24 protein-coding genes and 1 pseudogene are annotated in these 20769 nt (G+C 67.7%); 17 read left to right on the top strand and 8 right to left on the bottom strand.

Annotation, left to right across the window (positions count from 1 at the left end; translation table 11 throughout):
* From AC3XYG_RS20710 to AC3XYG_RS20690, 5 genes are all read left to right on the top strand, one after another.
* The coding region (locus AC3XYG_RS20710) for an RHS repeat-associated core domain-containing protein (RefSeq protein ID WP_489141760.1) at positions 1 to 913 on the top strand (913 nt) is incomplete at its 5' end.
* Positions 914 to 923: 10 nt separating this feature from the next.
* The gene (locus AC3XYG_RS20705; protein ID WP_489141759.1) at positions 924 to 1589 is read left to right on the top strand and encodes a hypothetical protein; all 666 of its coding nucleotides are present in this window, start codon (positions 924 to 926) and stop codon (positions 1587 to 1589) included.
* A gap of 171 nt (positions 1590 to 1760) precedes the next feature.
* Positions 1761 to 2033, top strand: a complete 273-nt coding sequence (locus tag AC3XYG_RS20700; protein WP_489141758.1) for a hypothetical protein — start codon at positions 1761 to 1763, stop codon at positions 2031 to 2033.
* Positions 2034 to 2101: 68 nt separating this feature from the next.
* Complete coding sequence (locus AC3XYG_RS20695; protein WP_489141757.1) at positions 2102 to 3076, top strand: RHS repeat-associated core domain-containing protein; 975 nt, start codon at positions 2102 to 2104, stop codon at positions 3074 to 3076.
* On the top strand, positions 3063 to 3503 hold the full coding sequence (locus tag AC3XYG_RS20690) for a hypothetical protein (protein WP_489141756.1): 441 nt from the start codon (positions 3063 to 3065) through the stop codon (positions 3501 to 3503). The genes AC3XYG_RS20695 and AC3XYG_RS20690 overlap by 14 nt, the downstream gene beginning before the upstream one ends.
* Positions 3504 to 3674: 171 nt before the next feature.
* Here the strand turns inward: AC3XYG_RS20690 and AC3XYG_RS20685 are convergent.
* Positions 3675 to 3912: pseudogene (locus AC3XYG_RS20685) on the bottom strand (IS481 family transposase); the annotation flags it as partial.
* Between the two features lie 18 nt (positions 3913 to 3930).
* Here AC3XYG_RS20685 and AC3XYG_RS20680 point away from each other — a divergent pair.
* Both AC3XYG_RS20680 and AC3XYG_RS20675 read left to right on the top strand, forming a co-directional pair.
* Positions 3931 to 4464, top strand: coding sequence for a tyrosine-type recombinase/integrase (locus AC3XYG_RS20680; RefSeq protein ID WP_489141762.1), 534 nt, complete (start codon positions 3931 to 3933; stop codon positions 4462 to 4464).
* Positions 4465 to 4841: 377 nt separating this feature from the next.
* On the top strand, positions 4842 to 6557 hold the full coding sequence (locus AC3XYG_RS20675; RefSeq protein WP_489141755.1) for a DEAD/DEAH box helicase: 1716 nt from the start codon (positions 4842 to 4844) through the stop codon (positions 6555 to 6557).
* 22 nt (positions 6558 to 6579) lie between these two features.
* Here AC3XYG_RS20675 and AC3XYG_RS20670 read toward each other — a convergent pair whose 3' ends face one another.
* A complete protein-coding gene (locus AC3XYG_RS20670; protein WP_489141754.1) occupies positions 6580 to 7317 on the bottom strand; it encodes a class I SAM-dependent methyltransferase in 738 nt (245 codons plus the stop codon).
* A gap of 121 nt (positions 7318 to 7438) precedes the next feature.
* On the opposite strand from AC3XYG_RS20670, the gene AC3XYG_RS20665 reads away from it, so the two are divergent.
* From AC3XYG_RS20665 to AC3XYG_RS20645, 5 genes are all read left to right on the top strand, one after another.
* A complete protein-coding gene (locus AC3XYG_RS20665) occupies positions 7439 to 8185 on the top strand; it encodes an HAD family hydrolase (protein ID WP_489141753.1) in 747 nt (248 codons plus the stop codon).
* A gap of 36 nt (positions 8186 to 8221) precedes the next feature.
* On the top strand, positions 8222 to 9064 hold the full coding sequence (locus AC3XYG_RS20660) for an inositol monophosphatase family protein (protein WP_489141752.1): 843 nt from the start codon (positions 8222 to 8224) through the stop codon (positions 9062 to 9064).
* A gap of 90 nt (positions 9065 to 9154) precedes the next feature.
* Positions 9155 to 9718 carry a DUF2975 domain-containing protein gene (locus AC3XYG_RS20655; protein WP_489141751.1) on the top strand — a complete coding sequence of 188 codons (564 nt, stop codon included), beginning with the start codon at positions 9155 to 9157 and terminating at the stop codon, positions 9716 to 9718.
* A gap of 7 nt (positions 9719 to 9725) precedes the next feature.
* Positions 9726 to 9962, top strand: a complete 237-nt coding sequence (locus AC3XYG_RS20650) for a helix-turn-helix domain-containing protein (RefSeq protein WP_489141750.1) — start codon at positions 9726 to 9728, stop codon at positions 9960 to 9962.
* Positions 9963 to 10039: 77 nt separating this feature from the next.
* Positions 10040 to 10354: a hypothetical protein gene (locus AC3XYG_RS20645; protein ID WP_489141749.1), complete on the top strand. Its 315-nt coding sequence runs from the start codon at positions 10040 to 10042 to the stop codon at positions 10352 to 10354.
* 51 nt (positions 10355 to 10405) lie between these two features.
* Here AC3XYG_RS20645 and AC3XYG_RS20640 read toward each other — a convergent pair whose 3' ends face one another.
* Positions 10406 to 10645 (bottom strand): hypothetical protein, encoded by a 240-nt coding sequence (locus AC3XYG_RS20640; RefSeq protein WP_489141748.1) that lies wholly within the window; start codon positions 10643 to 10645, stop codon positions 10406 to 10408.
* Positions 10646 to 10701: 56 nt separating this feature from the next.
* On the opposite strand from AC3XYG_RS20640, the gene AC3XYG_RS20635 reads away from it, so the two are divergent.
* The 4 genes from AC3XYG_RS20635 (at position 10702) to AC3XYG_RS20620 (ending at position 13988) form a co-directional block, all read left to right on the top strand.
* Positions 10702 to 10905: a hypothetical protein gene (locus AC3XYG_RS20635; RefSeq protein WP_489141747.1), complete on the top strand. Its 204-nt coding sequence runs from the start codon at positions 10702 to 10704 to the stop codon at positions 10903 to 10905.
* A gap of 88 nt (positions 10906 to 10993) precedes the next feature.
* The gene (locus tag AC3XYG_RS20630; protein WP_489141746.1) at positions 10994 to 11599 is read left to right on the top strand and encodes a LexA family transcriptional regulator; all 606 of its coding nucleotides are present in this window, start codon (positions 10994 to 10996) and stop codon (positions 11597 to 11599) included.
* A 225-nt stretch (positions 11600 to 11824) separates the two neighbouring features.
* A complete protein-coding gene (gene hydA, locus AC3XYG_RS20625; protein ID WP_489141745.1) occupies positions 11825 to 13288 on the top strand; it encodes a dihydropyrimidinase in 1464 nt (487 codons plus the stop codon).
* A 16-nt stretch (positions 13289 to 13304) separates the two neighbouring features.
* The gene (locus tag AC3XYG_RS20620) at positions 13305 to 13988 is read left to right on the top strand and encodes an O-methyltransferase (RefSeq protein ID WP_489141744.1); all 684 of its coding nucleotides are present in this window, start codon (positions 13305 to 13307) and stop codon (positions 13986 to 13988) included.
* Between the two features lie 90 nt (positions 13989 to 14078).
* On the opposite strand, the gene AC3XYG_RS20615 is transcribed toward AC3XYG_RS20620, so the two are convergent.
* The 4 genes from AC3XYG_RS20615 to AC3XYG_RS20600 all read right to left on the bottom strand — a co-directional run bounded on the left by AC3XYG_RS20615 (position 14079) and on the right by AC3XYG_RS20600 (position 19941).
* Positions 14079 to 15194, bottom strand: a complete 1116-nt coding sequence (locus tag AC3XYG_RS20615; protein WP_489141743.1) for a helix-turn-helix transcriptional regulator — start codon at positions 15192 to 15194, stop codon at positions 14079 to 14081.
* A 90-nt stretch (positions 15195 to 15284) separates the two neighbouring features.
* Positions 15285 to 16697, bottom strand: a complete 1413-nt coding sequence (locus AC3XYG_RS20610; RefSeq protein ID WP_489141742.1) for an efflux transporter outer membrane subunit — start codon at positions 16695 to 16697, stop codon at positions 15285 to 15287.
* Positions 16698 to 16699: 2 nt separating this feature from the next.
* Positions 16700 to 18676 carry a MacB family efflux pump subunit gene (locus AC3XYG_RS20605; RefSeq protein WP_489141761.1) on the bottom strand — a complete coding sequence of 659 codons (1977 nt, stop codon included), beginning with the start codon at positions 18674 to 18676 and terminating at the stop codon, positions 16700 to 16702.
* A gap of 5 nt (positions 18677 to 18681) precedes the next feature.
* Positions 18682 to 19941: an efflux RND transporter periplasmic adaptor subunit gene (locus AC3XYG_RS20600; protein WP_489141741.1), complete on the bottom strand. Its 1260-nt coding sequence runs from the start codon at positions 19939 to 19941 to the stop codon at positions 18682 to 18684.
* A 156-nt stretch (positions 19942 to 20097) separates the two neighbouring features.
* Between AC3XYG_RS20600 and AC3XYG_RS20595 the strand changes: the two genes are divergently transcribed.
* Positions 20098 to 20394, top strand: coding sequence for a hypothetical protein (locus tag AC3XYG_RS20595; RefSeq protein ID WP_489141740.1), 297 nt, complete (start codon positions 20098 to 20100; stop codon positions 20392 to 20394).
* Positions 20395 to 20397: 3 nt separating this feature from the next.
* Here AC3XYG_RS20595 and AC3XYG_RS20590 read toward each other — a convergent pair.
* On the bottom strand, positions 20398 to 20769 hold a 372-nt coding region (locus tag AC3XYG_RS20590), incomplete at its 5' end, for a DUF192 domain-containing protein (RefSeq protein ID WP_489141739.1).

Here is a 20769-nt window from a genome sequence, read left to right as displayed (position 1 = left end):
CGGCCGCCGTCACGCGAAGACGGTGAACGGGGTGGTGACGACGTTCCTGTCGGCGGGGCAGCAGGAGGTCGCGGACTACACCGGGTCTCCGGCCGTGCTGCAGCGGCGCTACGCCTATGGCGTGGGGCTGGACGAGCCGGTGGTGACGGTGACGGCGGCGGGCGCGATCTCGTACCCGTTCGCCGATGGCCTTGGCTCGGTGGTCGCGGTGGTCAGCAGCGCCGGGGTGCTGGCGGAGACGCACAGCTACACCGCCTATGGCGTGAGCCCGGTGTCGACCGGCTTCGCCTTCCAGTTCGCCGGGCGGCGCCTCGATCCGGAGACCGGACTGTACTACAACCGGGCCCGGACCTACTCGCCGGCGCTCGGGCGCTTCCTGCAGGCCGACCCGAGCGGCACCAAGGGCGGCCTCAACCTCTATGCCTATGCCAGCAACGACCCGGGCAATCTCACCGATCCCACGGGCCTCAGCCCCTCGGATATCCTCGAATCCGAAGCCGGATACGACTATGACTCGAGCCTTGGTGCGATCGATACCGCGGAAAGTGTACCCTTAATAACGCAAAATGCTGCAAATGGGGCGGCATTTGAACAGCTCGGCTTGGACTACCTTGATGGAATCAATAGCGACGTTGCGGAGCAGGTCAGCATTCGTCCCTATACAGAATTAGGCGATTTGACTAATTATCGCGTTCGCCTAGACGCTCTCGGCACGGACGACTCTAGCGGTATCAATCTGTATGATTTCAAGTCGTCCCCAACCGCAGGGCTCACCCGTAACCAGACGGCCGGCTATCCGCTGCTTGGGCAATATGGCGGTCAAGTTGTCGGACGAAATGGCGGTCTAGCCTATCCGGCGGGCACCCCAATCCCGCCGACGGCGGTGCGAATTCTCCGGCCTGGTGACTTTTAAGGGAACCAAAATGAAGGAAGTCAGTGGCTTGAAGCCGGAGCTTTTCAGTTTTCTAAGCCCTCGATTGCTCACCTCTGGATTCGCGCTTAAGCCTCTAAAGGATCGTTTCGCACGAAAGCAGGGAGACGTTACCGCTATATTTCAGTTGGTGTGCCTGGATGGGAAACCGGGTTACCGTATCCAACCGAACGTCGGAGTACGCATTGAGCGCATCGAGAAAATCTTCCATCAGGCATCTGGTTTCGAACCAAAATTCCAAAAAGACACAGCGACTATGGGGAATTCGGTCGGGGTGTTTTTGAGCGGTGATGCTCGAGCATGTGAGTTCTCTCTGAGGTTAGAATCGGAAATCGGCTCGGTGGCCGAGAGTATTATTGAGACGTTTAGCGGATTTGCGCTGCCCTATTACGAGCGTTGGGGGACACTTGCCGCGATCGATGCTGAACTAAATGGCAGGCCTGGCGAACGAAATCACCACAGGGCTCTTCCGTGGTTCCGGTGCTCGACCGGAATCATCGTTGCTAAACTCAGAGGGCGGCCAGACTATGATCAACTTGCCGAGCGTTATGCGGAAATAATGGCCTTGGACAGCAAGGGATTTTATCTCCAACGCTTCCGGGATTTGCTTAAATCGCTAGAGAAGATTGAACCAGAAGACGACTTGGAATTGCGGTGACAGCGCACTCCTAAGAGGCTCTCGTTCTTGCCCGACAATGGCAGTGGGGCGGCCTCTCTGACGCCCTGAACTGCAAAGCGACCAGGAAACCGGCCGGCGAGGTCACCGTGACAACGGAGACGGCTTCGCCGGCCGAATGCTGTCGGCGAGACGCCGCCGGATCTCGGGACGGTGTCCTGGACGCTGGATGCGAACGGCAACCGGACGCTGCTGACCTGGCCGGGCTATTCGGTGGCCTATGTGTATGACACGCGGGACCGCCTGAGCGACGTGTACCGGACCTCGACCAGCGGGTCGCAGCTGCAGCACACCACGTACGACAGCCGGTCACGGCCGGTGTCGGTGTCCTATGGCGGCGCGACGCCGGTGGCCAGCACCCCTATGCCTGGACCGAAGGCGGCTAGGCCAGCGAGATCGCCCACAGCTGGGGCGGCGGTGGTCTGACGATCGACTACGCCTACAACCAGGACCATCAGAGGACGTCCTCGACCTACAGCGACTCGTCCTTCGTCGTGGCCGGCCTGGCGGCGGCGAGCCCGGTCTATGTCCCGAACGCGCTGAACCAGTATGGCTCGGTCGGCGGGACGGCGTTCAGCTATGACACCCGGGGCAACCTGACCTCGGACGGGGTGTGGACCTTCGGCTACGACACCGAGAACCATCTGCTCTCGGCGGCGAAGACCGGCACGACGGTGGCCTACGCCTATGACCCGATCGGCCGCCGTCACGCGAAGACGGTGAACGGGGTGGTGACGACGTTCCTGTCGGCGGGGCAGCAGGAGGTTGCGGACTACACCGGGTCGCCGGCCGTGCTGCAGCGCCGCTACGCCTATGGCGTGGGGCTGGACGAGCCAGTGGTGACGGTGACCGCGGCGGGTGCCGTGTCGTACCCGTTCGCCGACGGCCTGGGCTCGGTGATCGCGGTGGTGAACAGCGCCGGGGTGCTGGCGGAGACGCACAGCTACACCGCCTATGGCGTGAGCCCGGTGTCGACGGGCTTCGCCTATCAGTTCGCCGGGCGCCGCCTCGATCCGGAGACCGGGCTGTATTACAACCGGGCCCGGGCCTACTCGCCGGCCCTCGGGCGCTTCCTGCAGGCCGACCCGAGCGGCACCAAGGGCGGCATCAACCTCTATACCTACGCCAGCAACGACCCGGCCAACCTCACCGACCCTCAGGGCCTCAGCCCCTCGGGTATCCTCGAATCCGAAGCCGGATACGACTATGACGTGAGCCTTGGTGCGACCGACTATAGTGTCGGCCCGCCCGAGTTCGACTGTGGTCTCTTAGCGGAGACCGATCTTGGAGAGAGCGGAGCTGATTCTTCAAACATAGTGTTCCGTGGCGAACGATCCTCTGCGACTCCCGATCAGGCCTTTCCCGACGGCATATCTGCAAAAGGAGACAATCTCTCCGCTCCGGGTCACCCGCCGGTGACTACATATCGAATCCTTGCTTTGGAAATTACTGGTAATGACCGATTTTGAAGACGACAGGCAGCCTATGGCTGCGGATATAACTATCCATTTCGAGGATAGATACATGGACGCCAAACTTCTCCGCTGGGATGAAGCGCCTGATAACCCCGACCAAGTCAAACTCATGCTGACGTATGAGACAATCGCGTTGGAAGGCTCTTCGGAGAAAGGCTATTTCCATGCACTGTGTAAGATTCGTTTGCAGCTGGAAGCGCGCGGGACGTTAATAGAATGCAATGGCTCAAGTCAGAACGTTTATCCATCCCCAATGATTGAGGCGATGGGCTACGGTGAACGCGCGTACCGGCTTACTATGGGTAAACCTGCGTTGATCACTGATCTGGTGTCCATATTTGATTCCGGACCAGGAATGGTCCCTTGCACAGTCGAGGAACAACGGAAGTTTTACAACGTGTGGCTGGAGAGCCTGCGATGAGTCGCTTGCCTTCTGTTGGAGCTATCGCCGAGGCCGAGAAGCCCCCTGATGGTTGGGGTATGAGATTCGTGGCCCTTATGGCCCGAACGACCACGTGCCCGCGCATGCAGTTGTTGGAACTTGGCAAGCAGCCAGTCCCGGACGTGGCGTCGCAGGTCATCGATCGATGGCGTAGTGGAAGGCTCGCGCGGTCGCCCCCTTGATCGTGCGGACCATCCGCTCGGCCGGGCCGGTGGTCCACGGATGATATGGCTTGGTCAGTCGATGTTCGACGCCTCGTTCGGCGCAGACCCTTCCGAAGACATGGGTGATGGAGCCGCCCTCGACCCCTTTTGTCGTGCTGGACGAACTGAACGCCGTTGTCAGTCAGCACCGTGTGGATCCGGCAAGGAACCGCGCTGATCTCCACCCAATTGTGCGCTTCGCCATGCTAAGCGGCTGCCGCCTTGGCGAATGCCGTCGGCTGACCTGGCCGGACGTGGACTTCGGCCGAAAGGAAGTGCGGGTGGTCGGCAAGAGCCGACGGCCAGGCGGGAAGACGCGCATCGTCCCCATGACCAAGGCCATGGTCACGTTACTTCAGGAGTGCCAGGGACATCACGAGGCATTCGTTTTCACCTTCGTGTGCGAGCGGCCACGCACCCGCGCCGATGGCACGTCGCGGCGCAAGGGCGAGCGGTACCCGATCAGCCGTGACGGCTGGCGGCGGCCATGGGTCGATGCACTGGCCGCTGCCAAAATCAAAGATTTCCGGATGCACGATACCCGCCACACCAGCGCAACCCGCGTGCTGCGCGCACTGGGCAACTTGAAGGCGGTGCAAAAGCAGTTGGGACACGCCGACATCAAGACCACGGCGAAGTATGCACACGTGCTTGTGGATGACATTCGGACAGCCATGGAGGCTGTGTCCCGAAATAGTCCCGAGGCAATCCGCACTAGGACCACTAAAATCTCGTAGAATCAAATGAGTAAGTAGGTTTTAGCGCCGTTTCCCAAAGCAGGCACGCTACCAGACTGCGCTACGCCCCGTACGGCCCGAACGCCGCAGCTTTCCTAGATTTTACAAGGCTTTGGCAAGGGGCATCTGCCCGGCCGATCCGCGGCGAAATGCAGCCAGCCTGGCCTGGAAATCCCAGGCGCTGCGCCCCGCACGGCAGGCGGCGCTTGTACAGCGGCCCTATGTCGGGTATCGATGGGCGCAACGATCCAGGGATCTTTTGCTGTCGGACCGGCCCGCCATGCTGCAGCGGCCGCCTCATTGCATTCCAGAAGGTCAGGATTTCCCCATCAGGAGCAGTGTCTGCCACGGCTCGAACGCATAGGGTCACGCGCGACATGCCTTTCTCTCCCGCCCCAGCCAGCCTGCTGCACGCCCTGACCGAGCGCGGCTATGCCGAGCCGACGCCGGTCCAGGCCGCGGTGCTGCAGCCCGACAGCGCCGAGCGCGACCTATTGGTCTCGGCCCAGACCGGATCCGGCAAGACCGTCGCCTACGGCCTCGCCCTCGGCAGCACGCTGCTCGGGGATGCGGAACGGATGGGTCCCGCCCGGGCGCCGCTGGCCCTGGTGATCGCGCCGACCCGCGAGCTGGCGCTGCAGGTGCAGCGTGAGCTGGAATGGCTGTACAAGGCGGCTGGCGCCCGCGTCCTCGCCTGCGTCGGCGGCATGGACGCCCGGCGTGAGCAGCGCCTGCTGTCCGCCGGTTGCCACATCGTCGTCGGCACGCCCGGCCGCCTGCGAGACCATATCGAGCGCGGCCAGCTCGACCTCTCCGCCATCCGTGCCGTGGTGCTGGACGAGGCCGACGAGATGCTCGACCTCGGCTTCCGCGAGGACCTCGAGGCGATCCTCGACGCCGCGCCGACCGAGCGCCGGACCCTGCTGTTCTCGGCCACGCTGCCGAAGGAGATCACCGGCCTCGCCCGGCGCTACCAGAAGGACGCCGTGCGGATCGCGATGTCGTCGCGCGACGAGCCGCATCGCGACATCGAATACCGCGCCATGCCGGTCGCGCCGCATGAGGCGGAGCGGGCCATCGTCAACATCCTGCGCTTCTTCGAGGCGAACGGCGCCATCGTGTTCTGCGCCACCCGCGAAGCCGTGCGCCGTCTGCAGGGCAACCTGCTGGAGCGCGGCTTCGCCGTGGTGGCGCTGTCCGGCGAGCTGAGCCAGTTGGAGCGCAACCGGGCGCTGCAGTCGCTGCGCGACGGGCGAGCCCGGGTCTGCGTCGCCACCGACGTCGCCGCCCGCGGCCTCGACCTGCCCGATCTCGGCCTTGTCGTGCATGCCGAGCTGCCGCACGACGCGCAGGTGCTGCAGCACCGCAGCGGCCGCACCGGCCGGGCTGGGCGCAAGGGCGTCAGCGTCGTGCTGGTGCCTTACAACCGCCGCTACCAGGCCGAACGGCTGCTGAACACCGCGCGGATCGAAGCGGCATGGGCGCCGCCGCCCTCGGCCGAGGAGATCCGCAGCCGCGACCAGGCCCGGCTGGCGTCCGAGACCCTGCTGACCGAGCCCGCGACCGAGGATGATCTGGTCGGCGCCCGCGCGCTGCTGGCCGACCGCAGCGCCGAGGATGTCGCCGTCGCCCTGGTCCGCCTGCATCGCAGCCTGCTGCCGTCGCCCGAGGAACTGACGCCGCAGCCGGAACGCGCGCCGGCGCCGGCCCGGTCGACCGAACGCCGCCCGCCCCGCCCGGCTCACGACGGTCCGTCGGAGGCTGGGAGTGGCGGCGGTGGTGGTGGTGGCGACGGATCGGTCTGGTTCCGCATCAATGTCGGCCGCGCCAACAATGCCGATCCGCGCTGGCTGGTGCCCTTCCTGTGCCGCCGCGGCCATATCACCAAGGCCGAGATCGGCCGGATCGAGATCATCGAGCGGCAGAGCCGGGTCGAGATCGCCCGTCACGCCGCCGGGCGCTTCTCCTCCTCGATCCGCCGGCCGGACACCCAGGACCGGCACATCCGGATCGAAGAGGACCGCCCGCACCGGCCGGCGGCGGCGAAGCGCACGGGGCCGAAGCCGAAGCCGGCCAAGGCCTCTGAGGCCTGAGGCCTCAGGCCTGGGCCTGGGCCTATCCGGCCAGCGCGATGATCTCGCGGCTGTCCGGGCGGAAGGGCGACCCGTCCCAGTCACCGATCCAGCGCGTGTCGCTGAACCCGGCGTGGGCCAGGCGTGCGGCCAGCATCGGCTGATCCAGGAAGCGCAGGGCGCTGTGGCTGACCAGCACGGTGCCGTCCGCCTCGAACCGATGATGCGTCTCGAACCGGACGATGCCGTCGACGACCGAGGTGACGGCAATGTGGGTGTCGACTGCGCTGCCGTGGTCCGGCACGACGCGGCGGCGGGTCCGGTCCGGCGTCCAGCCCTCCCAGGCCCGCGCCGCCGGGTTGCGCGTCTCGAAGGCAAAGCGGCCGCCCGACGCCAGATGGGCCCGCGCCGTGGCCAGGACGGCCCCGATATCCGCATCGGTCAGGAATACCTGGAAGACGTGGCCGGTCATGATGATCAGGTCGAATGACCGGCCGAGCGTGACGTCGCGCGCATCGCCCTCGACCCAGGCCACTCGCTCGCCGCCCGGCCGGCGGCGTCCGACCGCCAGCATCGCCGCCGCCGGATCGATCCCGCTGACGTCGTGCCCCTGCCCGGCCAGCGCCGAGGCGATCTGCCCTGTGCCGCAGCCGAGATCGAGCACGCGCCGCGGCGCGTCCCCGGCCAGGCCGAGATAGAAGCGGGTGTCCGCGCCCGGCGAGTTCATCGCGTCGTAAAGAGCCGCGAGCCGCTGGTCGGTGTAGTGGATGTCTTCGGTCATCAGTGCGGTTCCGGCATGATCTGCCAGTGTTCAGTAGAGCCCGGCGCGGTCGCCCGGACAACTGGCGGCCGCGGCGGCCGTCGCGTAGGCTGGGCCGCCCACCCGGAGGTCGATCGTCCCGATGCTGTTGCCGCGCGCCATCCTGTTCGACCTGGACGACACCCTGATCTCCGCCTACCGCCGGCCGGATGCGGCCTGGCTGGCCGTCACCGGCGAGTTCGCAGCGCAGCTGGCGCCCTATGCCGGTGCCGAGATCGCCGCCGCTATCGGCCCGCTTGCGCGCGATTTCTGGGCGGATGCCGAACGCCACCGGATCTGGCGGCAGCGGATCGGCGAGGCGCGGCGCCTGATCGTCGCCGATGCCCTCCGGTCCCTGGCCGTCGCGGGCCGGCCGGCGCTGCCGGTCGAGATGGCCTGGCAGCTTGCCGATCGCTTCACCGCCTATCGGGATGAACAGATGCACCTGTTCGAAGATGCCCATCGGGTGGTCGATGGCTTCCGGGCCTATGGCGTGCGCCTGGCGCTGGTCACCAACGGCTCGGCCGAGGGCCAGCGCGCCAAGATCACCCGCTTCGAGTTGGGCGACCGGTTCGATCACATCCAGATCGAGGGCGAGATCGGCTTCGGCAAGCCCGATGAGCGGGCCTACCGCCATGCCATGCGGATCCTGGGGGTGACCCCGGAAGAGACCTGGATGGTCGGCGACAATCTGGAGTGGGAGGTCGCGGCGCCACAGCGCCTGGGCATCCATGCGATCTGGTGCGACAACGGCGAAGGACTGCCCGCTGATACAACGATCCGCCCGGACCGCATCATCCGGACTCTGTCGGAGTTGCTGCCGCTCGCATCGGCGAGCGCCGCGGGCTAGACCCTGCCTGCCCCCTTGACCGTGAAAGGCGCAGCGATGACGTCCGATCTCCACCCGGTCGATGCCTCCCTGGTCGGTGCAGTGTCCGACCTGTTGCGCCGCGCCGCCCGCGAGGCGATCCTGCCGCGCTTCCGGGCCCTGGCCGAAGATGAGTCGGAAGAGAAGTCGCCGGGCGAGATCGTCACCATCGCCGATCGCGAGGCCGAGGCGATCCTGACCCAGGGGCTGCTGGTGCTGCGACCGGACGCGCTTGTTCTGGGCGAGGAGGCCGCCGCGGCGGATCCCACCCTGCTGCCGGGCTTCCATGCCGGCACGGCCACCACCTGGCTGGTCGATCCGCTCGACGGCACCGCCAATTTCGCCGCCGGGAACGAACCCTTCGCGGTGATGGTCGCCCTGGTGGAAGGCCAGGACATCGTGGCCGCCTGGATGCTGGACCCGGTGTCGGACCGGCTGGCCGTGGCGACCCGCGGCGGTGGCGCGTTCCTGGACGGGGTCCGCGTCGCGGTGTCGGATGGAGACGCCGCCGCCGAGACCCTGCACGGTGCCGTGCTGACCCGCTTCCTGCCGCCGCCGCTCAAGGCGCAGATCGAGGCCCGCAGCGGCCGGCTCGCCCGGATCCTGCCGGGCTGGCGCTGTTCCGGCCGGGAATATCCGGCGATGGTGTCGAGCGAGCAAGATTTCGCCCTGTTCTGGCGCGCCCTGCCCTGGGACCACGCCCCGGGCGCGCTGTTCCTGGCGGAGGCCGGGGGCCGCACCGCCCGGCTCGACGGCACGCCGTACCGGCCGCGCGAGGACCGCCCCGGCCTGCTGGCGGCACGCAGTGCCGCCGCCTGGGACTCCGTCGCTGCCGCGCTGCTGGCGCCGGACGACACCTAGGCTTGCCGTGCGTCGCTTCGGATCATCGCTTTACGGCGATTAATTTCTGTCTTACAGAAACTTCGGCATCCGCTGCCGGAGAGGTCACCGATGATCCCCACCCCCATCGACGCCGCACGCGCCGCCAGGCTGCGGCGCACCAGCGCGCGCATCGCCTGGATGCTCACCGCACTCCTGGTCGTGCTGCCGGCCGCGATCGCCGTCTATGTCTTCGGCTTTCCGGAAGCCATCCCTCGCCACCCCTGGCTGACGGACCTGGCCATCGACCCGGCGCTGACGCAGCGCCCCCTCGCCTTCGGCTGGAGCATTGCGGTCTTCGCCGTGCTGCTGGCCGGGTCGGCTCCGCGCCTGTTCTCGATCTGGGCGGCGCGGCGGCTGTTCCGGGACTATGCCGAAGGGGCGCTGTTCACACCGGCCGCGACCCTGGCCCTGCGCCGCATCGCCTTCGGCATCCTGGCCTCGGCCTGCGTCCCGCCGATCGGGTCCACCATGCTGTCGTCGGTCCTGCGCGCCGCCGGCCTGACCGACGATTTCATGGTGACGCTCACCACCGACCAGATCTGGCTGGCCGTGCTCGGCTTCGTGATTCTCGGCATCGCCCAGGTGATGCGCGAGGCGGTCGCGATCGCCGAGGACAATGCCGGCATCGTGTGAGCCGGCCGTGACGATCCGCGTCACCCTCGACGTCATGCTGGCACGCCGCAAAATGCGGTCCAAGGATCTCGCCGCGCTGGTCGGGATCACCGAATCCAACCTGTCGCTGCTGCGCACCGGCAAGGTCCGCGGCATCCGCTTCGAAACCCTGGCCCGGATCTGCGATGCCCTCGGCTGCCAGCCCGGGGATCTGCTCGCGAACATGCCAGGGAACGGCGAGGCGGCGGAGGGCGACGACGCATAGGACCGAAGTCATGATCGGAACCAATGGCCGTGTCGCCTCGTTGCAGCAGCCAGAGGGGCCAGACTTTGGAGGACTTTATGAAACGCATCCTGCTCGTCGCCGTCGCCGCGATGATCTCCGCTCCGGCCTGGGCCGACTGTCCGCAGGACGTCGACGCCCAGAAGAGCAATATCGCGGTGCTGCAACAGCAACTCGCCGATCAGCAGGCGGCCGCGGCGCCGGCGGCCGATAGGTGCCGGACTGAGACGCAGCTGATCGAACAGATGAAGAAGCTGGGTGGCATCTACCAGGTCTGCATGGGCCAGCTCAGCCTCACCTCGACGGACATCAACGGCTTCAAACAGCAGATCACCCAGGTCGACAACCCGCACAAGACACGCTGCGGCGCCTGATCGTGTTCTTGCGGGACGCTGTCGCCGATCGCGGCGGCGTCCCGCGATTCCCTATACGCGTGCCTGCATGGCGAAGCCCATGGCGGGTTCCAAGATGACCTCCCCAACCGCTTCGCTGTCGGCGCCATAACGCAGCGCCAGGGCCGCGGTCACGATCTCGCGCAGGGTGCGGCTGCGCTCGGCCAGGATGACAAGATCCTCCACCAGTAGTGCCAGCGCTTCGGCCGGCAGCGCCGCCACGGCGGCCATTGGCATGGCTTCGATCTGGTCGAGGGTCGGATGCAGGCTCATGACGGGCTCCTGAATGAGATGGAGAGTGTGGATGGACACCGCAGATTCACCGGTACATGCAGCCGGACCAGCACGTCGTAGCTGAGTCCATGGACCCCACGGCGTTGGGCGCCGGCCAGAAGCCGGGGCCAAAACCGGACCGGGATCGAACCGCGCAGCCGCATCATCCGCAAATGCTGCGCCGAGACGCCGAGATCCGCTGCGAGATGGCTCTGCCGATCCCAACAGGCGAACAGGGTTTCGAAGCTGTCGATGAGTGAGTCCATCCACAAACGATACGTTTCGTAATCTTATCGGTCAATACAAAACGTATTCTCCATCCGCTACGAAACGTGGTAATCCTACGCCATGATGGAACCACATGACCGCCTGGTCCTGGCGCGGATCAAGGCCGGCCACGAGACTGCAGCGGATGCGGCCCGGGTGTTCGGCTGGAGCCCGATCACCTATCGCGCCCATGAATCCGGCCTGCGCGGGCTGCGCCGCGACGCCGCCGCCCGCTACGCCGTCGCCTTCAACGTATCGGAAGCCTGGCTGCTGACCGGCGAAGGCGGCCCGGATGGGCAGCGCCCGATGGTGCCTGTCGTCGGTTTTGTCGGTGCCGGGGCGGAGGTCCAGATGTTCGACGGCGACCAGTCCACCGAGCAGATTGATGAAGTCGACGCCCCGCCGGCGTCCGACGAGCACACCGTGGCGGTGATCGTCCGCGGCGATTCCATGGCCCCGGCCTTTCGCGACCGCGACGTCATCTACTACCGCAATATCCGCACCGACCTGGACCAGCTGATCGGCCGGGAATGCGTCATCCGGCTGTCGGACGGCCGGACCTTCGTCAAGATCCTGATGCGCGGTGGCGGCCCCGGCTTCTTCACCCTGTTCAGCTACAACGCGCCGCTGATCTCCGACGTCGTGGTCGAATGGGCCGTGCCGGTGAAATGGGTGATGCGGGATTGATCGATACGTTTTGTGTTGTCGATTGATGATTTTATACGTAACGTATCGATTTGCTCGTCATGAGCCGTTTCCTCCTCCCTGAACTCGCCGGGGCCTCATGCCCCGGCTTTTGTTCGGGGCCGGCAGCCTGACCAAATGGTCAGGATCGATCTTGCCTCGCCGGTCGATCCGTCCCAATCTTGCCCGACAGGGACAGGCCTCGGGACAAGAAGGAGAACGCCGGCCATGACGATCGCACTCAAGGGCGGCACGGTGGTGAATGCCGATCGCAGCTTCCGCGCCGACGTGATCTGCGAGGATGGCAGGATCCTCGCCGTCGGGCCGGATCTGGCGGCCCCGACCGGCGCCCGGGTGATCGACGCCTCGGGCAGCTATCTGCTGCCGGGTGGCATCGACCCGCACACCCATATGCAGTTCCCCTTCATGGGCACGGTGGCGGCCGACGACTACTACACCGGCACGGCCGCGGCGCTGGCCGGCGGCACCACCATGATCATCGATTTCTGCATCCCCGGGCCGCAGCAGAGCCTGCTGGACGGGTATCGCCAATGGCGCGAATGGGGCGAAAAGGCCGTCTCCGACTGGTCGCTGCACGTCGCCATCACCTGGTGGTCCGACCAGGTGCGGGAGGAGATGGGCACGCTGGTCGCCGACCACGGCGTCAACAGCTTCAAGCATTTCATGGCGTACAAGAACGCCCTGATGGTCGATGACGACGTGCTGATGCACAGCTTCAGCCGCTGCCGCGAGATCGGCGCCCTGCCGATGGTCCATGCCGAAAACGGCGATATCGTCTGGCTGCTGCAGAAGGCGCTGCTGGAGGCCGGCGTCACCGGGCCGGAAGGCCATGCCCTGTCGCGCCCGCCGGAGGTCGAGGGCGAGGCCGCCAACCGCGCCATCATGATCGCCGGCGCCGCCGGCGTGCCGCTCTATATCGTCCACACCTCCTGCCGCGAGGCGCATGAGGCGATCGCCCGGGCGCGCGCCAATGGGCAGCGCGTCTATGGCGAATCCCTGATCCAGCACCTGACGCTGGACGAAGGCGAATACCGCAATCGGGACTGGGCCTACGCCGCCGCCCGGGTGATGAGCCCGCCCTTCCGTTCCAAGGACCACCAGAAGTCGTTGTGGGATGGGCTGACCGCAGGCAGCCTGCAGGTCGTCGCCACCGACCACTGCGCCTTCAACACCGCGCAGAAGCGCATGGGCCTGGACGATTTCACCCTGATCCCGAACGGCACCGGCGGCATCGAGGACCGCATGGCGGTGCTGTGGTCCAACGGCGTGAACACCGGCCGGCTGACGCCGAGCGAGTTCGTCGCCGTCACCTCGACCAACGCCGCCAAGGCCTTCAACATCTATCCGCAGAAGGGCGTGATCGCGCCGGGCGCCGATGCGGATGTCGTGGTCTGGGACCCGGCCGCGACCAAGACGGTCAGCGCCGCCACCCAGCATTCGAACATCGAGGTCAACGTGTTCGAAGGCATGGCCCTGCGCGGCCTGCCCGCCATCACCCTCAGCCAGGGCAAGGTGGTGTGGGAGAACAACGAACTGAAGGTCCAGCGCGGCGAAGGCCGCTTCGTGCCGCGCCAGGGCACCGCCCCGGTGTTCGAGGCGATGAAGATCCGCAACGAGCTGCGGCGCCCGGTGCCGGTCAAGCGCGACCCCAGCGTGCATGTGACGCCGTGACCGGAGACACCGTCCCATGAGCCCGCGCACCGCCGGCCTGACTGACGCGCTGTACGACTACCTGCTCGACGCGTCGCTGCGCGAGTCACCGATCCTGGCAAGGCTGCGCCAGGAGACGCAGCGCGCCGTGGCGGCCCAGGCCGGCATGCAGATCGCGCCGGAACAGGGCCAGTTCATGGCCCTGCTGGCCCGCTTGGTCGGAGCGAGGCGGCTGATCGAAATCGGCACCTTCACCGGCTACAGCGCCCTGTCGGTGATGCTGGCCCTGCCGGCGGAGGCGCGCCTGCTGTGCTGCGACGTCAATGCGGAGTGGACGTCGATCGCCCGCCGTTACTGGGCCGAGGCTGGGCTGGCGGAGCGGATCGAGCTGCGGCTGGCGCCGGCCCTGGACACGCTCGCCGGGCTGGCGCGGGATGGCTGGTCCGGCACGGTCGACATGATCTTCGTCGATGCGGACAAATCGAACTACCCCGCCTATTGCGAGGCCGCGATCGGCCTGCTGCGGCCGGGCGGGCTGCTGCTGGTCGACAACGTGCTGTGGCACGGCCAGGTCGCCGACCCTGCCGACCGGTCGGCCAACACCGAGGCGATCCGCCGGACCAACGCGATGCTGCGCGACGACAAGCGCATCGACGTGTCCCTGCTGCCGGTCGGCGACGGCCTGACCCTGGCCCGGAAGCGAGTGGCCGGAGAGGATTGATCTGGTAGGTTGGATTCGCACGCGAAACCAACAAAATCATGGCACTACGGCAAAGTGTTGGGTTCGAGACGAACCCAACCCACGCCTATCTTATAACACTCCGGCGGACAGCTTGCGCACCACCTCGGCCTGGCGGCGGGTGTCGGTCTTGGCGAAGATGCTCTTGAGCTGGCTGCGCACCGTCAGCAGCGAGACGCCGTCGACCGCTGCGATCTCGGCCGGGGTCAGGCCCTCGATCAACCGCCGGGCCACCCGCAGCTCCGCCGCGGTCAGCCCGTAAACCGCGCGGGCGCTTTCGATCCGCTCGGCCGAGGCGGAGACAGCCGGGTCCTCGATCAGCACCAGCGCCGCGGCGCCGGAGAAGAACACCTGGGCCGAGGATTGCGCCAGTTGCGCGAACCGGACCCGCAGCGGCTGGCCGCCCTCGCGCGGCAGCAGCCGGGAATGCAGCAGGCTGCGTGGCACGCCCAGCCGGATCTCGTCCAGGGCGCGATCCAGCGCCGCGGTGGCATCGGCGGACTGGAAGCGCAACCGGCCTTCGCTGTCCTCGCCGACCGCGTCGCCCTTGCCGATCATCGTTTCCGCCGCCTTGTTGCAGGTGCAGATCCGGCGGTTGCCCGCCACCAGGATCACGCCGATGCCGAGCAGGTCGAGCACGGAGATGCCGCCGTGCAGGGCGGCGCCGGCCTGCGGCGTCCGGCGGTAGAAGGTGAACGCACGGCGCAGATGCGGCGCCAGCTGACCCAGCAGGGCACGGGCGGCGTCGACGGTGGCATCGTCGGCCTCCGCCCCCAGCACGCTGATCATGAAGCTGCAGCGGTCTTCCTTGTGGATGGTCACGCCTACGGCGGTGCCCAGCCCGTTCGGACTCAGGTAATCGGCGTAAAACTCGCTGCGCAGCAGGCTGTCCCGCGGCAGCATCTGTTCGGCCCGCACCGCCAGCCCGACCGGCCGGCTCATCGCCGCCCGCATCCAGGGGTTCACCTTGGAGAAGTGGCTGCCATAGGCGGCCACGGCCTCGGCCGAGAAATTGGCGTTGAGCGACAGCGCTCCGTGGCCGCTGTCGGCATCGTGGAAAAACAGCGTCGCCTTGCCGTTCGGCAGGCAGGTCGCGACCTCCTGCAGGAACTGGTCCCAGCCGATCTCGCCGACAAGTGCGGCATAGATCCGATCGATCAGGGCTGCAGCACGATCCGGCTCGGCCAATCCGGTTCCCCTCCCCCTACAACGCCATGACGGGAACAATGACGAAATCCCGACGGTTCCGCATCCTCCGGTCGGGTGATCCGGGCACCGTCATGACCCGGCCCCGACTGAGGCCGACGACCAGCCGCCGCCCAGCGCCTTATACAGCGACACCACGGCCTGCAGCTTGGCCGACTTGGCCTGCGCCAGCGCGTCGCGGGCCGAGAAATAGGTCTGCTGGGCGTTCAGCACGGTCAGCAGGTCGACGGCACCGGCCCGGTACTGCGTGTCGGACAGGCGGAACGCCTCGCGCGACTGCGCCACCACCTCCTGCTGCGCCTGGTAGCGCAGGTCGGACTGGCGGATCCCGATCAGGGCATTCTCGACATCGCCGAAGGCGGCCAGGACGGTCTTCACATAGGTCTGCGCCAACTCTTGGTACTGCGCCTGGGTCAGCTGGACCTGGCCACGCAGGCTGCCGCCTTCGAAGATCGGCTGGGTCAGCGAGGCCGCGAGGCTGTAGAGCGTGCTGGCCGAGCTGAACAGCGTGTCGAGCGCGGCACTCTGGAACCCTCCCTGGCCGGTCAGCTGGATCGACGGGAACAGCGCCGCCTTCGCCTGTTTCACATTGGCCCGAGAGGCCTCCAGCTGCGCATCGGCGTTCTGGATGTCCGGCCGCCGGTCCAGCAGCGACGATGGCAGCCCCGCCGCCACCACCGGGATCTTGAGATCGTCGAGCGATTGCCGGCCCAGCGACAGCCGCGCCGGCGGTTCGCCGAGCAGCAGCGCCAGCGTGGTCTCGGATTGCTGGCGGTCCTGCTCCAGCGGCGGAATGGCCGCCTTCTGCTGCGCCACGACGGTGCGCTGCTGGGCGACGTCGAGCGCCGAGGCGGCCCCGCCCGCCTCCTGCGCCTGCACCACGGCCAGCACCTGCTGCGCGTTGGCGAGATTGTCCTTGGCGATGGCCAGCCGGTCCTGGAACTCCAGGATCTGGATATAGGTGGTGGCGGCGCTGGAGGTGACGGTCAAGGCGACGGTGTCGCGATCGTAGCGGCTGGCCAGGGCCGAGGCCTCCGCCGATTGCAGCGCCGCCCGGTTCTTGCCCCAGAGGTCGAGTTCGTAGCTGACCGCCAGTTCGGCCGACAGTTGGTCGGTCACCGACCGGCCGCCGAGCGTGCCGGGCGAATCCGCATGCGAGCCGTCGCCGGTCAGGCCGACGCTGGGCAGCAGCGGCGCCCCGGCGATGCGGGCCTGGGCATCGGCCTGCAGCACCCGGGCGACGGCGGCGCCGATGTCCTGGTTGTTCTGCTGCGCCGTGCGGATCAGGCCGTCGAGCTGCGGTGAGCCGAAGCTGCGCCACCACGAGGTATCAGGCCAGGAGGTGCCGGCCGGCCCTGTCGCCTTCCACCCGCCGGGCACGTCGAGGGCCGGCTTCTGGTCCTCCGGCCCCGCGCTGCAAGCGGCAAGCGCGGAGGCCAGGAGGATCGCTGCGAAGACGCGAGGGGCGCGATGGGAAGACGGCATGGTCACTCGGCGGACAGGGCGACGACGGGGTCGAGCGTGGCGGCCTTGCGCGCCGGCATGTAGCCGAAGACCAGCCCGGTCAGGAAGGCGCAGCCGAAGGCCAGCAGCACGGGGCCCGGCGAGAACAGGATCGGCGTGCCGAAGGCGCGCAGCGCTGCCGCCACCGCCAGGCCGCCGGCCACGCCGATCGCCCCGCCGATGGCCGACACGACCACCGATTCCGTGATGAACTGCTGCAGGATGTCCCGCATGCGGGCGCCCGTCGCCATCCGCACCCCGATTTCGCGTGTCCGTTCGGTGACGCTGACCAGCATGATGTTCATCACGCCGATGCCGCCGACCAGGAGGGAGATGGCGGCGACCGAGCCGAGCAGGATGGTCAGCGTGTTCTGGGTGGCCGAGACGGTCTCGATCAGCGCCGACATGTTGCGGATCTGCACGTCCTGGCGGCGATGCCGCTGTTCCAGCAGCGCCTGGACTTCGGCCTGGGTCTCGTCGATCCGTGCGGTGTCCTCGACCTGCACGGTAATCGACCGGACGAAGCGCTTGCCGAAGACGCGCAGGCTGCCGGTCGACAGCGGCATGAAGGCGACATCGTCCTGGTCGGCGCCGTAGGGGGTGGCGCCCTTCGCCTCCATCAGCCCGATCACCTGGAATGGGATGTTGTTGACCAGGACGTAGCGCCCCAGCGGGTCGGCGCCGTCCGGAAACAGCACCCGCGCCACCGTCTGGCCCAGCACGATGACCGGGGCGTAGCTGGCCTGGTCCTGCGCCGCGATGAAGCTGCCGCGCTCCACCGGCCAGCCCCGGGCGATGGTGAAGGACGGCGTCGTCGCATCCGCCTGGGTCTGATAGTCGGTGTTGCCATGGCGCAGGGTGACGGTGCCCGTCAGCTCCGGCACCGCCGCGGCGACATTGGGCAGATCCTCCAGCGCCTCGGCATCCTCCGGCACCAGCGTCGCGATCACGCCGTCGGCGGTGCGGTTGTTGCTCTGCGCCGGCCGGATCAGCAACAGGTCGGTGCCCATGGCGGAGATGCGGTCGACCACCGACTGCTTGGCGCCATCACCGATCGCCAGCATCGCGATCACGGCGCCGACGCCGATGACGATACCCAGCAGGGTCAGGACGGTGCGGAACAGATTGGCGCGCAGGGCCCGCAGCGCCATTTTGACCGCCTCGGCCATGTCGGCCACGCCGAGCGCCCCGGCATCGCCGGCTTCGGCCACGACGGTGCCGGCCGCGGCGGCGGGAAGCGCGCGGGGGCCGCTGTCGCCGACGATGTGCCCGTCGCGGATCTCGATCAGGCGATGGGCATGCTCCGCCACTGCCCGGTCATGGGTGATCAGGATCACGGTCTGACCGGTCTCGCTCATCCGCCGCAGCAGCGTCATCACCTCGGTGCCGCTGCGGCTGTCCAGCGCGCCGGTCGGCTCATCCGCCAGGATCACCCGGCCGCCATTCATCAGGGCGCGGGCGATCGACACCCGCTGCTGCTGGCCGCCCGACAGCTGGTTCGGCCGGTGGTCCAGCCGGTCGGCAAGGCCGAGCGAGGACAGCAACTGCGCCGCCCGCTCCCGCCGCTCGGGCGCGGCGATGCCGGCATAGATCGCCGGCACCTCGACATTCTCCGCCGCGGTGGCCGAGGCGATCAGGTTGTAGCTCTGGAAAATGAAACCGAAGGCCTCTCGCCGCAGATGCGCCAGCGCGTCGGCCCCCAGCGTCGCCACATCGGTGCCGTCGACGCGATAGTCGCCCGAACTGGGCCGGTCGAGACAGCCCAGGATGTTCATCAGGGTCGATTTGCCGGAGCCGGAAGCGCCCATGATGGCGACGAATTCGCCGGCATGGATGTCGAGCGAGATGCCGTGCAGCACCTCCACCGCCAGGTCGCCGTTGACATAGGTCTTGGTCACGTCGCGCAGCGCGATCAGCGGCGGCGTGGTCGCGACTGGCCTCTCCGGCATCGGCTCATGCATGTCCATCAGAGCCGCGGGCTCCGGCCCGGCCGCTCGGAGCGAGCCCCTTCTGCTCGGCGCGGGCCGGTGATGACCTGCTCGCCCGGCTCCAGGCCGCTCAGGATCTCCGCCTGCGCCCGGTTGGTCACCCCGACCACCACGGCGCGGGTGTCGATCCCGCCACTCGGGCGCAGCACCCGGACGGTGGCCCGGCCGGGCGACGCGGAGGAGGTTCCGGCCGCCACCCCGGACAGCGCGGCAGCGGGAATCAGCAGCGTGTCCTGCGCCGCAGCCGAGATGAAGAACACCTGGGCCGTCATCTGCGTCATCAGCACGCCGCCCTGGTTGGGCACGTCGAACAGCGCGTCGTACAGCACGACGTTGTTCACCACCTCCGGCGTCGGCAGGATCTGCCGCAGCGCGCCGTACCAGCGCTTCTCCGGCGTGCCGAGGGTGGTGAAATAGGCGGTCATGCCCAGGCGCAGGCGGCTGACATCCGCCTCGGACACCTGCGCCTTGACCGTCATGGTCGCAAGGTCCGCGACCTGGACGATGATCGGCGCCGACTGGTTGGCGTTCAGGGTCTGGCCCTGCCGCGCCGATTGCGACACCACCGTGCCGTCGATCGGGGAGTAGATCTTGGTGTAGCCGAGATTGGCCTCGTCGCCCTTGAGGGTCGACTGGGTCTGGCGGGTCTGGGCTTCGACCGCGTCGAGCTGGGCCTGGGCCGAGGCCAGCGTCGCCTCGGCGGTCTGCAGCGCGTCGTCGCTGGTCGCCCGCGCCGCCTTCAGGGTGCGCTGGCGTTCCGCCTGCTGGCCGGCCAGCATCAGCTGGGCCTGCTTGTCCGCCCGCTGGGCCTCGAGATTGGCCAGTTGCGCCCGGTCGGCCTCGACCCGCGAGAGGTAGACGGTGGGGTCGATCTCGGCCAGCAGGTCGCCGGCCTTCACCCGGTCGCCGATGGCGACATGCAGCGTGCTGAGCAGGCCCGAGACCTGGGTGCCGACATCGACGTAGCGGAGCGGCTGCAGCGTGCCGAGTGCGGTCGTCGCATCCTCGATGTTGCCCCGCCCCGCCGTCGCGGTGACGTAGAGCTGGTCTGGCGCGACGGTACGGCCCCAGCGGTACCAGCCCCCGGCGGCCACCAGCGTGACGACCAGCAGTGCCAGAATCAGGGTCAGACGGCGCCGGCGCCGGCGGTGCGGACGGGTGGCGGCGATGGGCTTCGGAACAGGCGGAGGCGCCGTCTCTTTCAGCTTCGGCTCGGTCGCTGTCCTGATGTCCGGCATTCCCATTCGGTCCGCATTGAGTCCGCCCCTTCACGGCCCGGCCGGGCAATTCCGGCGCAGCGTTATCGCCTTGCGACTGGCCAGGTTGCGGCCGGCCGATTATATCGTGTCCACGGCCGTCCGGCCGCATCCTCCGCCACCGCTTTCGAGGCAGTCATGGTCCGCGCGGCATTGATCGCGCTTTCCGGCATTTTCCTGGCTGCCCCGGCTTTGGCGGCACCGAACAGCTGCGGCCCACACGATGTCGTCGTGGATTATCTGGCCCGGGCGTTCCAGGAAACGCGGAGCAGCGGCGGCACGGCCAACAGCGGCGGCGGAGTCGAGCTGTTCACCAGCCCCGGCGGGCGCAGCTGGACCCTGCTGTACACCGGGTCGGACGGGCAATCCTGCCTCATCGCCGCCGGCCATGGCTGGGGACCGGCCCCGAACGAGGCCGTGGCGCCGCCGCGTTAGGCCTTACTGCGCCGGCGCGGTGGTCGCGATCAGCGGATGGAGGACGCGATCGCCCGGCCGGATGCTGAGGAAGCGGGTGATGCCGCCATTCAGCTCCAGCACCGCCTTGGCCGGCCCGTCCGAGGTCCGCGCATCCAGCGTCTGCGGCGGCGCGTTCTCGACGATGTTGGCGATGGTGCCGTCGGTGCGAATGAAGATCATGTCGAGCGGGATCAGCGTGTTCTTCATCCAGAACGCCTGCGGCTCGACCACATCGAACACGAACAGCATGCCGGCATCCGGCGCCATGGTCTTTCGAAACATCAGGCCGCGCTCCTGATCCGCCGGCGTCAGCGCCAGTTCGACCGTGAAGTGGAAGCGCTTGCCGGCGGCGGT

It is taken from the genome of Inquilinus sp. (genome assembly GCF_057815775.1).
Note: the sequence above shows the minus strand (reverse complement) of the source record. Positions and strands in the feature narration are given on the sequence as shown.